General features: G+C 68.3%; 11 protein-coding genes. 4 read left to right on the top strand and 7 right to left on the bottom strand.

The window, feature by feature from the left end:
* Window positions 1-14 precede the first annotated feature (14 nt).
* On the top strand, window positions 15-3,023 hold the full coding sequence (locus tag B3Z70_RS08900; RefSeq protein WP_292022283.1) for a TonB-dependent receptor: 3,009 nt from the start codon (window positions 15-17) through the stop codon (window positions 3,021-3,023).
* Between the two features lie 28 nt (window positions 3,024-3,051).
* Here the strand turns inward: B3Z70_RS08900 and B3Z70_RS08895 are convergent, their stop codons facing one another.
* The 3 genes from B3Z70_RS08895 to B3Z70_RS08885 all read right to left on the bottom strand — a co-directional run bounded on the left by B3Z70_RS08895 (window position 3,052) and on the right by B3Z70_RS08885 (window position 7,239).
* On the bottom strand, window positions 3,052-4,215 hold the full coding sequence (locus B3Z70_RS08895; protein ID WP_292022285.1) for a metallophosphoesterase: 1,164 nt from the start codon (window positions 4,213-4,215) through the stop codon (window positions 3,052-3,054).
* A gap of 81 nt (window positions 4,216-4,296) precedes the next feature.
* Entirely contained in the window at window positions 4,297-6,672 is a 2,376-nt protein-coding gene (locus B3Z70_RS08890) for a TonB-dependent receptor (protein WP_292022288.1), read from the bottom strand.
* A 102-nt stretch (window positions 6,673-6,774) separates the two neighbouring features.
* Window positions 6,775-7,239, bottom strand: a complete 465-nt coding sequence (locus B3Z70_RS08885) for a hypothetical protein (protein ID WP_292022290.1) — start codon at window positions 7,237-7,239, stop codon at window positions 6,775-6,777.
* 167 nt (window positions 7,240-7,406) lie between these two features.
* Between B3Z70_RS08885 and gor the strand changes: the two genes are divergently transcribed.
* Window positions 7,407-8,789 (top strand): glutathione-disulfide reductase, encoded by a 1,383-nt coding sequence (gene gor / locus B3Z70_RS08880; protein ID WP_292022291.1) that lies wholly within the window; start codon window positions 7,407-7,409, stop codon window positions 8,787-8,789.
* Between the two features lie 5 nt (window positions 8,790-8,794).
* Here gor and B3Z70_RS08875 read toward each other — a convergent pair whose 3' ends face one another.
* Entirely contained in the window at window positions 8,795-10,315 is a 1,521-nt protein-coding gene (locus tag B3Z70_RS08875) for a carboxylesterase/lipase family protein (protein ID WP_292045391.1), read from the bottom strand.
* A 131-nt stretch (window positions 10,316-10,446) separates the two neighbouring features.
* Between B3Z70_RS08875 and B3Z70_RS08870 the strand changes: the two genes are divergently transcribed.
* Together B3Z70_RS08870 and B3Z70_RS08865 are read left to right on the top strand one after the other, a co-directional pair.
* Window positions 10,447-11,976: a sensor histidine kinase gene (locus tag B3Z70_RS08870; protein WP_292019331.1), complete on the top strand. Its 1,530-nt coding sequence runs from the start codon at window positions 10,447-10,449 to the stop codon at window positions 11,974-11,976.
* Window positions 11,976-12,353: a response regulator gene (locus B3Z70_RS08865; protein ID WP_292019333.1), complete on the top strand. Its 378-nt coding sequence runs from the start codon at window positions 11,976-11,978 to the stop codon at window positions 12,351-12,353. Before B3Z70_RS08870 ends, B3Z70_RS08865 begins: the two co-directional genes overlap by 1 nt.
* A 5-nt stretch (window positions 12,354-12,358) precedes the next feature.
* On the opposite strand, the gene hutI is transcribed toward B3Z70_RS08865, so the two are convergent.
* Genes hutI through B3Z70_RS08850 form a run of 3 tightly spaced genes read right to left on the bottom strand, consistent with a single transcriptional unit; the run spans window position 12,359 to window position 15,653 of the window.
* Window positions 12,359-13,555 (bottom strand): imidazolonepropionase, encoded by a 1,197-nt coding sequence (gene hutI / locus B3Z70_RS08860; RefSeq protein ID WP_292019336.1) that lies wholly within the window; start codon window positions 13,553-13,555, stop codon window positions 12,359-12,361.
* A complete protein-coding gene (gene hutC, locus B3Z70_RS08855; protein ID WP_292019338.1) occupies window positions 13,552-14,265 on the bottom strand; it encodes a histidine utilization repressor in 714 nt (237 codons plus the stop codon). The genes hutI and hutC overlap by 4 nt, the downstream gene beginning before the upstream one ends.
* Window positions 14,262-15,653: a formimidoylglutamate deiminase gene (locus B3Z70_RS08850; RefSeq protein ID WP_292045389.1), complete on the bottom strand. Its 1,392-nt coding sequence runs from the start codon at window positions 15,651-15,653 to the stop codon at window positions 14,262-14,264. The genes hutC and B3Z70_RS08850 overlap by 4 nt, the downstream gene beginning before the upstream one ends.
* Window positions 15,654-15,717 lie beyond the last annotated feature (64 nt).

Raw genomic sequence — 15,717 nt, 5'->3', positions numbered from 1 at the left:
CCCGAGGCCCGCCGTTGATATCCCTCGCTGCATCGCTGCCCGTCGGCGCGCGACGCGGCGAAGGCCGTGCGCTGGCCGCGACCGGCGTCCTGCTCGTGCTCGCGGCGGCCCTGCCAGCCCAGGCCCAGACGGGGGCTGCGATCCAGACCTTCGACATCGACAGCCAGGCCGCGCCGTCCGCCCTGCTGCACCTGTGTCTTCAGGCGGGCTGCGAACTGGCCTTCGTGCAACATCCGGGTCGGGAGGTCCGCACCCGCGCGGTCCACGGCCGCATGAGTTGGCGCGCGGCGCTGGACGCCATGCTGCAGGGCACCGATCTGCGCTATCGGCTCGTCGGCGCCCGGGGCGTGCGCCTGTGGGTCGAGCCCCGTCGCCCAGACGTCAGACGCCCCGCCCCCACGCACCGCGCCGTCGCGCCCGTCGCCGCGACCGAGGTGGAGGCGGTCGAGGTCGTGGGGCGACTGTCGGACCAGATCGACCGCGCGCTTCGTCATAAGCGCGACGCCGACGTGATCTCCGACGGCGTGTCGGCGGAACGGATTGGCGACCTGCCGTCCGCCAACCTGGCCGAGGCGCTTCAGCGCGTGCCGGGCGTGGCCATCGAGCGCGAGGTCGGCGAGGGCCAGTTCGTCAGCGTGCGGGGCCTGGGCCCCCTGTTCCAGTCCGTGACCCTGAACGGCGCGCCGGTGGCCTTCAACGAGAACATCCGCAACTCGACCCAGAGCGGGCGCCAGTTCCGCTTTCGCGCCCTGTCGGTGGATCTGTTGGCGGGCGCCAGGCTGACCAAATCCGCCGCCGCCGACCTGCCCGACGGCGGCATCGGCTCCAACATCGACATCCAGACGCAGGGCGGCCTGGACGGCGCACCCTTCCTGACGGCGCGGCTGGGCGCCGAAGCCTCCGAACGGCGGCCCGATCTCGGCCCCGATGGGTCGCTGGCCGGCCGCTGGGTGTCGCCGGGCGGCGCCTTCGGCGTGGTCGCGGGCCTGTCTCAGGAAGGCCGGGCGGTGCGCTACGATCGTTTCCAGATCATGCGCTATGGCGAGCAGATGCTGGACGGGCGCACGATCGCCGTTCCCAACGATGTGCGCACCACGGTCGAGCAGGAGGATCGCCGCAGACGCAGCGCCTTCCTGGGCGCCGACTGGCAGGCCAGGCCGGGCGTTCGCTTCGACTTCGACGCCCTGGCGTCCACCTTCGACAACGCCATACAGGAGGATCGGCTGGTCTTCGGCCTGGGCGAGCGACTGATGCGGCCGGGCGGCGCCGTTCAGGTGCGCGACGGCGTCGTCGTCGCCGGCCGGGTCGTCGATGGCCGCATCGACAACAACACCGAATTCTCCGACCAGTCGCATCTGAACCTGGCCGCCTCCATTGGCGCCGAAATCGAGCACGGCGACTGGCGCCTGGTCCCGCGCGTCAGCCTGTCCAGCGCCCATTCGGTTCTGGAGACGCCTCTGGAACGGTTGTCGGTCCAGTCACCCGAAGGCGTCGGCTACGCCTTCGATCTGGCCGATGCGGCGGACCGGCGGAAAGCTGCGCGGTTGACGACCGAGTTCGATCTGCTGGACCCGTCGCGGCTGACGCTGGCGCAGCTGGCGATCCGAGCGGTGGAGTCGCGCGACGACGACATGACCGCCGCTCTGGACGTGCGGCGCCGGCTGGACTGGGGGTCGGACGGCCTGCGGTTCACCAGCCTGCGCGTGGGGGGACAGTGGGGCCGACGCAGCCGCGACTATCGACGTCGCGACCGCCGCGCCGCCTTGCGAAACGAGGCGGACGGCATCGCCGGACTGTTCGATGCGGCCGTCCCCGCCGACGTCTTTTCGGATCTGGTCGGCGCACGTCCCGGCCCCTGGATCGTCAGCGACTTCGCGCGGGTGCGGGCGGCGTTCGCCGCGCCGGGCGAGCGGGCGGACGTGGTGTTCCGTCCCGGCGATCTGGTCGCCACCGGCACGGACCTGCAGAACAGCTATGGCGTCCAGGAGCGGGTCGGCGCGGCCTATGCCCGGCTCGACTTCGAGGGATCGGGCGCGGGGCTGACCTGGTCCGGCAATGCGGGGCTCCGGCTGGTGCGCGCCCGCACCCACGTCGAAGGCGCGCGCATGATCGACGCGCAGGGACGCGCCGAAGTGCGGCCGGTCGCCCACGACCGCCGCGACGCCCAGATGCTGCCGAGCCTGAACCTGGCGGCGGATTTCGGCGACGGCCGGATGCTGCGGTTGGCGGCGTCGCGCAGCCTGACGCGCCCTTCCCTGGCCGATCTGCGCGCCTCCACCGTGCCGGCCAGCGTGCTGATCTCGGCCATCGCCGTCCACGGTCAGGCGGCGGTCGATCGCCCCGAACCGGGCGTGATCTTCAGCGGCGTCGGCGGCAATCCCGCGCTGACGCCCTATCTCGCGACCAACCTCGACCTGTCCTACGAGATCACCGGCCGCCGGACCAGCTTCAGCCTGGCCGTCTTTCACAAGACCATCGACGACTTCATTCAGACCGAAACGGCGACCGAGACCCTGGTCTTCGAAACCAGGACCGGCGTCGCAGTCCACGCCGACGTCCTGATGTCGCGGCCGCGCAACGTCGGTCGCGCCCGCATCGACGGGCTGGAGATGGGACTGCACCGACGCCTGCCGGGCGGCCTGGGCGTCTGGGCCAACGCCACCTGGACCCACAGCCGCCTGGGGAACGGCGAGCGGCTGACCGGCGTGTCCGACCTGGCCTGGTCGATCAACCCCTATCTGGAGCGCGGGCCTGTGGCGGTGAACCTGTCGTGGTCATGGCGCTCGGCCTTCCGGTCCGAGGCGGACCTTCAGGGCGGCGGCGTCTCGGCCTTCGTCGTCGGGCCGGCCGGCTATATGGACGCCCAGGCGACCTATCGGATCGACCAGCGGACACGATTGTCTATCGCGGCGACCAACCTGACGGACACGCGCGACCTGGCCTACGAAGGTTCGACGGCGCGACTGCTCCAGCTAGGCTCGGCCGGCCGACAGTTTGCGATCGGGCTGGAGTTCAACTGGTAGCCCGCCCCACAGCCAAAATCCGAACCACCTAGCGCTTCACCGGGATCTGCGGCGGGAAATCCAGTTCGAAGTCGGACAGGCCCGGCGCCACGCCGAAGGTCGCCTCGCCGTTCCGGCCGGCGTAGCGGTCCAGCAGCGGCGAATAGGTGTAGAAATGCATCTTTCGCCGCGTCACGTCGAAGCGGATGAACCTCAGCCAGCAGCCGCCGCCGTTGGCCGAGCCCGCCTGGCCGTCCGGCCCGACCGTATTGGCCTGATAGTCCTGAAGCACCTGATAGACGGGATGGCCCGCGTCGTTGCGGTCGATCCTCAGGTTCTCGCCCAGCGAGACCCCGTCGACCGCAGGAAGATAGGCGTGGCCGCTCAACACCAGGAAGATCATGGGGTTCTTGCGGATGAAGCGATCCCACACCTGATCGGGCGACAGGTGATCGGTCCCAGCGAAGCTGTTGGCGGTGCTGTCGCCGCGCTGGGTTTCGCCGGTCTTGCTGGGCGACAGCCATTCGTGGGTGGTGACGATGACCGGCAGGCCGGGATGGGCGTCCACGACGCCCTGGGCCCAGTCCAGGACGCTGGCGGGCGGATCCATCTCCAGCGACAGATTCAGATACCGCTGCCCGTCGCCGACGAAGGTCTGCCAACTGTTCAGCCCGTTGGCGGACGCGCCGCCGTACCAGTCCCTGCCGACGAAATGAGGCGACGTCGGCCCGAAATAGAAGCCCCAGGCGCGACCGCCGGACAGGGGCCGCGATGCGCCCGGCCCGTCAGGCTCGGACCACCAGGAATAGTTGTCGTAGTCGTGATTGCCCGGCGACATCCCGAACGGAACGCCGCTGCGGCTCAGGATCGAAACGGCGCGGTTGGCGATGTCCCATTCGGCCCGGGTGTCCATGATCCGCGCCGGCGCGTCGCCCACGGCCGCGATACGGAAACGCCCGTCGCCATGCTGAACGATGTCGCCGACGAAGGTGACAAAGGCGATGCTCTTGGCCTCGCGCTGATCGGCCAGATACTGCATCTCCAGGGCGAAGGTCTCCTCGCCGCGCGGCTGAGCCATCGTCACGTCTGAATAGTTCTGGGTGTCCGGCACCACCGCGACGGTGAAGTCCTGGGCGCGGGCGCCCCCCGCAAGCCCTAGCCACGACGCGGCCAGCATCGCTCCCAGGGTTCTCATCCAGCGCGGCATCGTCATCGGTGCGTCTCCAGAAGGCGGTCTGTTATCAGGCACGGCCCCTTTCCGCGCGGATGCGAAAAGGGGCCGCCGACGTAAGGGTCAGAAGGCGTAGCTCACGGTGGCGAACACCTGACGCGGGGCCGAGGCGTGGAAGACCACGATGCTGCCCGTCGCATCGTCCGGCGCGAAGACGCTGCCGTCGAAGTTCGAGGCGTAGCGCTTGTCGGTCAGATTGGTCACGTTCACAGCGAACTTCAACCCCGTCGCTCCGACTTCGCTCAGGTCGTAGCTGAGGCCCAGATCGAAGGTCGTATAGCCGCCAAAGCCCTGGTCGTTGGTGTAGGTGTAGAACCGCTCGCCCGTGTATTTGCCCATCAGGGACCCGGAGAAGCCGCGCCAGTTCACCGTGACCACGCTGGACAGCATCTCCTTAGGCGTATCGACCTGCTGCTTGCCGGCCGTCGCCTTGACCACGCAGGTGGTGGTGCACCAGTTCAGATCGTCGTCATAGGTCGTCTTGCTGTAGGACGCCGAGTTATACCAGTTGAACCAGGGGGTCGGCTTCCACAGCACGCCGAGTTCGACGCCCGTGCTGGTCACGCTGCCGGCGTTGTGGAAGGAGTTGCCGCAGCCGGGGTTCTGCTGCTGGTTGGTCGGGCACGGATTGTATTGCAGCAGCCGGTCGTCGAACTTGACCCGATAGGCCGCCAGCGCGACCTGAAGCGGCCCGCTGATGTAGCGATAGCCGGCGTCGAAGCTCTTGGAGGTCTCAGGCTTCAGATACTGGCCCTGCAGATCCCAGATCGCCTGCGACACCGACTGCGGGCCCAGTTTGAAGCCGCCCTGGAACATAGCCATGTTCTCGGCATAGCTGGCGTACAGTTCATGGCCCTCGGCGACCTGCCAGTGGAGGCCGATCTCGGGCAGGAAGTTATCCTTGGCCGTCAGACTGCCGCTGGCGAACTGGCTGGAGGCGGGCGGCGGGGTGGCGGCGATGCCGTCGATCGCCTTGGCGTCCGACTTGGCGTAGGTGCTCTTGAAGCCGAAATCGACCGTCACCGCGTCGTTCAGCAGCGACAGCGTGTCCTGGATGTAGAACTGACGCGTCTCCCAATCCGTCTCCTGCACCCACTGGGCGCGGGCCGGCTGACCGTCCAGATAGTGGGCCAGGCTGAACGGTCCGGTCACGTCGGTGCGGATATAGCGCGCGGCGCTGGAGGTGTTATCCTCGAACCAGAAGCCGGCCTGGACGTGGTGGGGACCGAAGACCCAGCTCAGGCCGCCCAGCACGCCCGAGCGATCGATGGTGTAGCGGGTGTCGCGGATCTGAACCGGCACGTCGTCGGCCGTCGTCGTTGTCCCTTGAGTGGACCAGCCGGTGATGAAATTGTTGCCGGCGCCCTTGTCCGTATGGCGATAGACCTTGGCGTTAATCTTCAGATTGTCCGTCAGATCGTAATCGCCGGCCAGATAATAGAGGTCGTCGTTGCGCAGGATCTGACCATTGGTGAAGGTCACGTCCGAATTCTTCTGCGGCGCGGGCGCCGCAACGCATTTGGCCGTCGCCGTCGGATTGGTCACGCCGCAATAGGCGACGCCCAGATACGACTGCCAGTCGGGCGCATAGCCGGCCCAGTCCCAACCCAGCCGGTTCAGCATGTCCTTGGACAGATAGGCGTCGTCCGCCTGGTTGGTGCGCGACAGGTCGGCGAAGGCGGTGATGGCGCCGCGATCGAAGCGGTACATGGCCTTGCCGTTGAACTGACGGCCCCAGGACGTCTTGTAGTCGCCCTGGTTCACGAACAGGTCCTGCTCGCTGTACTGGCCGGACACATAGGCCGAGAAGCCGTTGTGCTCACCCGTGTCCACACGCAGGAAGCTGCGCTTGGACGCCTCGCTGCCGAAGCCCTGGCTGGCGGCCAGGCCGAACGAACGGCTGGGATTGCGCGAGGTGTAGATTAGGGCGCCGCCCAGATTGCTGGTGGACGGAATGGCCAGGTCGGCGATGCCGGTGGCCAGGTCGGCGCGGCCCAGGTTTTCGGAAATCAGCGCGCGGCTGATCGTCAGGCCGTTATAGTTGTTATAGGCGCCGTCGCCCAACGGCACGCCGTCCAGCGTATAGCCCAGGTGGGTCGTGTTGAACCCGCGCACCTGCAGGGTCAGCGACTGCTCGTTGACCCCCAGGGCGTCGATCGACTGGGCGCTGACGCCCGGCAGGAAGTTCAGCGCCTTCTGGACGCTGGTTCCCGGCGGCAGGGTTTCCAGGTTGGCCGGCGTCAGGGTCGAAACCGAGCGGGTCTGACCCGATCCGACCACCACGATCTCGTCCAGCTGATCGACCGACGACCGTTGCACGACCTGATCGACGGCCGGGTCGGCGGCCGTGGTTTCGGCTGCGGCGGCCCCCGCCCATCCCGACAGAGCCGTGCCCGCAAGCAGGCTGGCCACACTCAGACGTTTAAACCGTGACACCATGACGCATATCCCCCGTTGAAGGGGCCGCGTCTAAGCCGCTGCGAATACGATACGGCTACGCTTTCGTTACAACTTCGAGACAGGCCCGAAAGGCTGTCGTCCTCATCGCATCCCCGCACAGATCCGGGCGCGGTCGTTGGTCCAGCATCCATCCGCGAATGCGACCGTGCCGAGCGGATCGCCAGCGCGCGTGTCGTCGGGATCGGCGTTCCAGGTGGCGTCGGCCGTGCCGTCACCATTGGTCGTGACGACCACGAAATGCGACTGCGCCGGCTTGCCGTTCGACCAGGCGTTCATCGTGTATCCGCCATCGCCGAACGGGAAAACCAGACACGGCCCCTCGACCCGCACCTGACCATCGACAGAAAGGTAGCAGGCCTGGGTCGATGAAGCCGGCGACGTCTCGGCCGTCTTTTCAGGCGTCGTGTCCTCTGTCGGCTTGGGCGTCGGTGCGGCGGTCGTGGATTCGGGACGGGGCTGCCCCGGCTGGCGGTCGCAACCCGCCACGAAGACAAAGCCGCACAGCGCGACGATGGACACCGCCGATCCCAACTTCACCCGTTGCATATCCGCGTCCCTTCACGACCTAGATCAACGGCAGAACCCCGAACGATAGACGCCCGTTCCGCCGTGGGCGCATCGAACCGAACGCGCGGGCGGGGTTGGATTTCGCGGCGGGCGGCTTAAATGCCAGAGCCCCTTCGGATGGGGTCCCTGCTGAATGGACGCACGCCATGGCCGACTACGACTACGATCTCTTCGTCATCGGCGCGGGTTCCGGGGGCGTGCGGGCGGCGCGGCTGACGGCGCTGGATGGAAAGCGGGTCGCGGTCGCCGAGGAGTTTCGCGTCGGCGGCACCTGCGTCATTCGCGGCTGTGTGCCCAAGAAGTTCATGGTCATGGCGTCCGAGGTCAGCCACGCGCTGGAGATCGCCGAGGGCTACGGCTGGTCGTTCGACAATGCCAAGTTCGACTGGCCCACCTTCCTTGAAGCCAAGGATGTCGAGATCGCGCGCCTGTCCGGCATCTACGCCGCCAATCTGGGCAAGGCGGGCGTCGAACTGGTCCACGGCCGGGCGGTGCTGAAGGACGCCCATACGGTCGAGATCATCGGCAAGGACCGCACCATCACCGCCGAGAAGATCCTGATCGCCACCGGCGGCCGGCCGTGGAAGCCGGACGACCTGCCCGGCATCGAACACGCCATCACCTCCGAAGAAGCCTTCCATCTGCCGGAACTGCCCAAGCGCATCCTGATCGCGGGCGGCGGCTATATCGCCGTGGAGTTCGCCGGCATCTTCGCCGGACTGGGGGTGGAGACCACCCTGATCTATCGCGGCCCCAATATCCTGCGCGGCTTCGACGACGACGTGCGCGCGCATCTGGCGGGCGAGATCGAGAAGCGCGGCATCAAGGTCGTGCTGGGGTGCCAGCACGAGAAGATCGAAAAGACCGAGACTGGCCTGGTCAACCACCTGGAAAACGGCATGAAGCTGGAGACGGACGTGGTCATGTTCGCCACGGGCCGCATCCCCTACGTCAAGGACCTGGGTCTGGAGAGCGCAGGCGTCGAGCTGAACGACGCGGGCGCCATCAGGGTCGACGAGTATTCCAGAACGACGGCAGACAACATCTGGGCCATCGGCGACGTCACCGACCGGATGAACCTGACCCCCGTCGCCATTCGCGAGGCCGTCGCCTTCCACCAGACCGTCTATCGCGACAATCCCAAGCACTTCGACTATGAGGCGGTGGCCACCGCCGTCTTCAGCCAGCCGCCGGTCGGGGTCGTGGGCCTGAGCGAAGCGGAAGCGCGGCGGTCGTGCTCGAACGGCGTGGACGTCTATGTCACCCGGTTCCGCCCGATGAAATACGCCTTCACCGGCTCGGACGAGCGGGTGCTGATGAAGCTGGTGGTCGACGCGGACAGCCAGCGGGTCGTCGGCGTCCACATCGTCGGCCCCGACAGCCCGGAAATGATCCAGCTGGCCGCCATCGCCGTGAAGGCCGGCCTGACCAAGGCCCAGTGGGACGCGACCTGCGCCGTTCACCCGACCATGGCCGAGGAACTGGTGACGCTGAAGGAGAAGCAGTCGCCGGCAACCTCCGCCGGCTGAACTGCTTACGGGCGCGGCCGCTCGCGGAACCGCTCCAACAGGTCCAGCCGCGCGCTGAACGGCACGGGCGTCACGGTCGGCCCGGCGTTGCCGAAGTTCATCAGCCGGGTGTCCCCTGCCCTGGCCTTCGGCCATTCCGGGCGGCCCACGCCGTTCGGATCGCCCGAGCGCGCGAAGGCGGTCCAATAGCCCATCATGGCGTCCGACGCCTTGCGGTCCCGATCCTCGACCGGATACGGCAAGGTGTTCAGCGTGCCGAACACATAGGGCCGTTCGATGGCGTGGGTCGCCCCGCCGTGCGGCTCGGGGTTCTGCGGCGACGAGATGTCGAACCGATAGAGCCAGGCCGGATGCCCGGCCTTGCTGTGCAGGCGCGCCAGCATCCGCGCCGGTTCGGAAAAGACCAGGTCGGTGACGACCAGCTTGTCGAACGCCTCCAGCCCGCCATAGGCCTGAACCGCGTCGGCCCGCTCCAGCCAGGTCATGTCGTCGTCGATCTGGCCATAGCCGTTGCGGTCGGTCGGGCGCATCCACCAGAACTCGGCGCTGTTCGTGCCGATGATCAGCGGCACCGCCGCCTGACGCCCGGCCTTGAAGGCGGCCTCGACCGTGGACGGCACGACGCGACCGTCGATCAGGGTCAGGTCGCCGTTGGCGAACACCGGCGGCGGCGTCAGGAACAGGTCGGCCGGCGCCGCGCGCAGGTCCGCCGCCGTGCGAAGGCCGGCGCCATAGGCCCAGACCTCGCCCCGTTCGCGCGCGGACGGAGCGCCGTGCGGCCCCTTGCGGTCCAGCGGCGTCTGCAACTCGCGCCCCAGCCCAGACTGGACGACGGCCCGGTCGAACAGGCCCCGCGCGGGCGGCGAGATCATCAGCCGCGTCACGATGGCCCCGCCCGCCGATTCGCCGAAGATGGTGACGTTCCTGGGGTCGCCGCCGAAGGCCGCGATATTGGCGCGCACCCATTTCAGCGCCGCCGTCACGTCCATCAGGCCATAGTTCGCGGCCGCCTCGCCGGCTGGCCGCTCGGCGGCCAGCGCCGGATGATCGAAGAAGCCCAGCCGCCCGAGCCGATAGTTCAGACTGACCACCACCATGCCCCGCCGGGCCAGGGCCGATCCGTCGTACAGCGGCGCGGTGCCAGAGCCGTTGACCATTCCCCCGCCGTGAATCCACACCATGACCGGCGCCGGCTGACTGGAGCCGGCCGGCCGCCAGACGTTCAGGTTCAGACAGTCCTCGCTCATCGGCAGGGGGCCGACGCCGGGATCGCCGCTGGGCGGCGCCTGGATGCAGATCGGCCCATAGGCGCCGGCGTCGCGCTGCCCCTGCCAGGTCGGCGCGGGTCCGGGCGGCCGCCACCGGCGCGCAGCCGTCGGCGGCGCGGCGTAGGGAATGTTCTTGAACGCAACCACGTCGGCCTCGGCGCGTCCGGTCAGGACGCCCTGCGAAATGCGGACGGTGGGTTGGTCGGCTGCGGGCGCCATCATGAGCGAGAGGGTGGCGAAGACGCCGGCGATTGTCATCCTCGCTGATTAGCAAATCCTGGCGACGGGCCAATGATCTTGCGATCACAGTCGGCGAAATCTCTTCGGCGAACCGTTTCCCGGATCGTGCGTTATCGCCAAGCTAGCGGGGCATGCGTTTGAACGATCCAATGAAACCAGACCGGCTGACCGCCTCAAATACAGCCGGTCAGGCTGACACCGCATCCACGGCCATGGGCGCGGTGTTCGAATCGTCGCCCAATCCCTATGTGCTGCTGACGCCCGACCTGCGGATCGTCGCAGTCAACCGAGCCTATGAGGAGGTGACCGGCGCCAACCGCATCGACATCGTGGGCCAGCCGCTGTTCGCGGCCTTCGATTCAGGACCGAGTTCCGACGCGCCCGAGAATGTGAGGCAGGTCCGGGCCTCGCTGGAAAAGGCGCGCGACACTCGAAAACGCGATCATCTGGCGCTGGTGCGTTTCTCGATCGAGAGGACCATGCCGGACGGCAGTCTGGGCTTCGTCGAACGGGTGTGGAGCGCGACCCACACGCCGCTTCTGAACGCGGCCGGCGAGGTCGAACTGCTGCTGCAGCACACCACGGACGTCACCGACCTGTCGCCGGCCATCAGGTCGGAAGAGCCCACCACGGCTCTGGACGCCATCGTCGGCGGCTCGGTCCTTCGCCGCGCCCAGTCGGTGCAGGAGGACAATCGCCGCCTGGAGGGCGAGCGCAATCGCCTGGTCGAGATGTTCATGCAGGCGCCGGGTTTCGTCGCCATCCTGTCCGGGCCGGACCATCGGTTCCAGATGCACAACGACGCCTATGGCCAGCTGATCGGCCACCGCGATATCGCCGGCAAGCCGGTGCGCGAGGCTCTGCCTGAGCTGGCGGGCCAGGGCTATTTCGATCTGCTGGACAGCGTCTTCGCCACCGGCGAACCGTATGAGGGCCGCGAAAGCGCCGCCGATCTTCAGCGCACGCCCGAAGGGATGCTGGAGACCGTCTATCTGAACTTCATCTATCAGCCGATCCGCGACGGGTCCGGCGCCGTCGTCGGCATCTTCGTGCAGGGCCACGACGTCACCGCCAACGTCCAGGCCGCCCAGCGCCAGAAGCTGATGATCGACGAGTTGAACCACCGGGTGAAGAACACCCTGGCCACGGTCCAGTCCATCGCCATCCAGACCGCGCGGTCCAACACCGACCCCGCCGGGTTCGCCGAGACCTTCCAGTCGCGGCTCATGTCCCTGTCCCACACCCACAATCTGCTGACCCAAAGCCATTGGGAAGGCGCCGACCTGCGCGCCATTCTGGAGCACGAGACCGAGGCCTACGGCCCCACACGGGTCAGCCTGGTCGGCCCCCCCGTCGCGCTGGAGCCGGCGGTGGTGCTGTCGTTGGGCATGATCTTCCATGAGTTGGCGACCAACGCCGCGAAATACGGCGCCCTGCACACACCGGACGGCCGCGTTCTGATCGACTGGGCGCTGGCCGATCAGCGCGCGCCGAAACTGCGCCTGACCTGGCGCGAGATCGGCGGCCCGAAAGTTACGATACCGGACAGAAGAGGCTTCGGTAGTCGGTTGATTGAACGAAACATTCGCCATGATCTGGCGGGAGAGATCGATCTGGTCTACGCCCCTGAAGGATTGATTGCAGAGCTTACGATTCCGCTCGACAGGACCGCCGCATAATGACCCAGCCTCTGACCGGCCGCCGCGTCCTGATCGTGGAGGATGAATCGCTCGTCGCCATGCTGATCGAGACCATTCTGGAAGACATGGAGTGCGTGCCGGTCGGCCCCGCCTCCACCATCGACGAGGGACTGGCCCTGGCGCGCGATACCGACGCGCTGGACGCCGCGCTTCTGGACGTCAATGTCGCCGGCCAGCAGATCTTCCCCGTCGCCGAGGTGCTGAAGGCGCGCGGCGTGCCGTTCGTCTTCTCCACCGGCTATGGCGAGGGCGGCCTGCCCGACGAATGGCGCGGCCAGCCCACCGTGCAGAAACCCTTCACCGAAGCCGCCATCCGCGACGCCCTGATGAAGGCCATCGGCGTCGCCGAGGTTTGAGTGCGCTACCGATAGACGGCGTGCAGCAGAGGTTTGCCGAGCCAATAGGCCAGTTCCGCCGGGCGCGTGACATTCCAGACGGCGAGGTCGGCGACCTTGCCCGGCTCGACCGTGCCGACCTGATCCAGCAAGGCTAGCGCCCGCGCAGCTTCTCGCGTCGCGCCGGCCAGGGCCTCTTCGGGGGTCAGGCGGAACTGCACGCAGGCCAGGTTCAGGGCGGCGGTCATGGAGGCCACGGGCGAGGTGCCGGGGTTGCAGTCGGTGGCGACGGCCATTCGCACGCCATGACGGCGCAGCAGATCGACCGGCGGCGCCTGGGTCTCGCGCAGCATCAGATAGGCGCCGGGCAGCAGGACCGCGACCACGCCGGCGGCGGCCATGGCGACGACGCCCTCTTCGCTTGCGTGTTCGATGTGGTCCGCCGACAGCGCCCGATGACGCGCGGCCAGAGCCGCCCCGCCGCCGTTCGACAGCTGGTCGGCGTGCAGCTTGACCGGCAGGCCCAGGTCGCGCGCCTTGTCGAACAGGCGCGAGACCTCCTGGGTGGAAAAGGCGATAGGCTCGCAATAGGCGTCCACCGCGTCCACCAGACCCTGCGCATGGGCGGCCGGCAGGATGTCGTCGATGGCCAGATCGACATAGGCGGCGCGGTCTTCGCGATGCTCGGGCGGCACGGCGTGCAGACCCAGATAGGTGGTGCGGACGCGCACCCCGCCCTCGCGCCCGATCCGGCGGGCGACGCGCAGCATCTTCAGCTCGGTTTCGCGATCCAGCCCATAGCCCGACTTGATCTCGACGGTGGTCACGCCGGTCGCCTTCAGGCCCGCCAGGCGGCTCATGGCCGAAGCGAACAGTTCGTCTTCCGACGCCGCCCGCGTCGCCTTGACCGAAGAGACGATGCCGCCGCCCGCGCGTGCGATCTGCTCATAGGTGGCGCCGCCCAGCCGCTGCTCGAACTCGCCCGAACGATCCCCGCCGAACACCAGATGGGTGTGGCAGTCGATCAGGCCGGGCGTGACCCAGCGTCCCTCCAGGCGTTCGGTGTGCGCGGCGTCGATGGCCGGCAGATCGGCGCGGGGCCCGACCCAGGCGATGCGCCCGTCCGCGATGGCGACCGCCGCGTCGGTGATCGCGCCGTAGGGCGCGCCGCCCTCCGCCATGGTCGCGACATGGCAGTCGATCAGCACGCGGTCGACCTTCATCGGCGGATGTCCTTCATGTGGGCGGGCGAAAAGCGGGCGACCAGATCGTAGCGGTCGCCGGGAAAGGTCTGCCACACCCGCGTCACCCCCTGCCCGTCCCGCCATGTCCGCCGCTCGACGCACAGGCAGGCGGCGCCCGGCTTCAGGCCCAGCAGGCGCGCGGCCATGGCGTCGGCCTCGATGGCGGAAATGCGGTTCTCCGCCTCGGTCCAGGGTTCTGAGGTCAGCAGCCAGCTTCCGGGCGCAAGCGTTTGAAAGTCAACCTCGACAGCCTGTGGCGCGGCGGCGAGCGCGATCAGCCGATGCTCCAGCGCCAGGGGCGTCCCGTCCGCGCTGTGAAGGCAGGTCAGGTCCAGCAGGCGCCCGCCGGCGGCCAGTTCGGCTTCGTCGTCGTCCCGGGCGCTTCGCTCCGCCCGATCCAGCAGCACATAGCCATAGGCTTGCCCGCGCGCCGCGACCTCGGCCTGCAGGTCGGGAATGGCCAGGACGGCGGCGTGGGCCTTGGGCTGGGCGACGAAGGTGCCGGCGCGACGGCGGCGCGTCACCAGCCCCCGCCCCGCCAGTTCGGAAATCGCCTTGGAGACGGTCATGCGCGAGCAGTCGTAGGTTTCGGTCAACTCATGCTCGAACGGAATCCGGTCGCCGGGCGACAGATCGCCGGACAGGATGCGACGCTCAAGATCGGCGTAGATGCGTTGGTGCAGCGTCATGCCGCCGCCTCGCCCAAGATCCGCAGCAGGGCTTGGCGATAGCGCGTCTGAACCGCGTCGCGGGCCACATGGCGACCGTTCGTCACCACCTCGCGTCCGGCCCGCCAGACCGAGCGGATCGCGCCGGATCGGGGCGCACCGAAAATCCAGCTGTCCAGAACCGCATCGCCGTCTCGCCCGGCGAAGGCGATCCCGTCCACATCCAGCGACACGATGTCGGCCCAGGCGCCCACGACCAGGTTCGCCCCTGCCCCGCCCGCCTGCGCCCCGCCCGCCAGGGCGCGGTCGTAGAGCGCCCGCCCCGTCGAGCGCTGTGGATCGGCCATGACCGCCCGGCCCCGCCGCGCCAGCCGCTGGCTGTATTCCAGCATCCGCAGCTCTTCCGCCACGCCGATCTGGACGTTGGAATCGGTGCCGATACCGAACCGCCCGCCGCCTTGAGCGAAATCGACGGCTGGAAAGACGCCGTCGCCCAGATTGGCCTCGGTGATCGGGCACAGGCCGACCACGGCCTGCCGATCCACGATCCCGCGCCATTCCGCCTCGGTCACATGGGTCGAGTGGATCAGGCACCAGCGCGGATCGACCGGCGCATTGGCCAGCAGCCATTCGACCGGACGCGCGCCCGACCAGTCCAGGCAGTCCTGAACCTCCTTGGTCTGTTCGGCGACATGAATGTGGATCGGTCCGTCGCTCGCCAGGGCCGGCATCACCGCCAGTTCGTCCGGCGCGACCGCACGAAGGCTGTGGGGCGCCACGCCTGCCACGGCGCCGTCGAGACCAGCCGTCAAAGCGCGGCAACGGCCTGCCAGATCGGAAAACCCGTCCAGATCGGTGACGAACCGCCGCTGGCCGTGCGCGGGCGGTTGGCCGCCGAAACCGGCGTGGGCGTAGAAGACCGGCAGCAGGGTCAGGCCGATCCCCGTCGTCCGGGCCGCCGCGACGATCCGGCCGGCGATCTCGGCGATGTCGTCATAGGGCGCGCCCAACGGATCGTTGTGCAGATAATGAAACTCGCAGACGCGGGTGAAGCCGCCCTCCAGCATCTCCAGGAAGGACAGGGCGGTGATGGCCTCGATCTCCTCAGGCCCGCCCCGGTCCAGAAAGCGATACATCAGCGCGCGCCAGGTCCAGAAGTCGTCGTCCGAAGGCCCGCGCGCCTCGGTCAGGCCGGCCATCGCCCGCTGAAAGGCGTGGCTGTGCAGATTGGTCATCCCGGGCAGCGCGACGCCGCCGCCCGCGTCCGCCGGCTGGCGCGCCACGCCGGTCTCCACCCTGGCGATCCGCCCGCCCGCCAGCCCGATCCGCACCCCTTTCGCCCAGCCGTCCGGCAGCAGGGCGGCCTGGAACCAGAGGCTGCGATCCACAGGGTGCGCTTCAGGGGTCACTGGACAGGTCCGCGTCTCTACGATCAATATGTCTAGACATACCACGACGGATCGATTTGGCGAG

Origin of the sequence: Brevundimonas sp. UBA6550 (genome assembly GCF_002434505.1) — a bacterium.
In the GTDB taxonomy this organism is placed as follows: Bacteria; Pseudomonadota; Alphaproteobacteria; order Caulobacterales; family Caulobacteraceae; genus Brevundimonas.
Note: the sequence above shows the minus strand (reverse complement) of the source record. Positions and strands in the feature narration are given on the sequence as shown.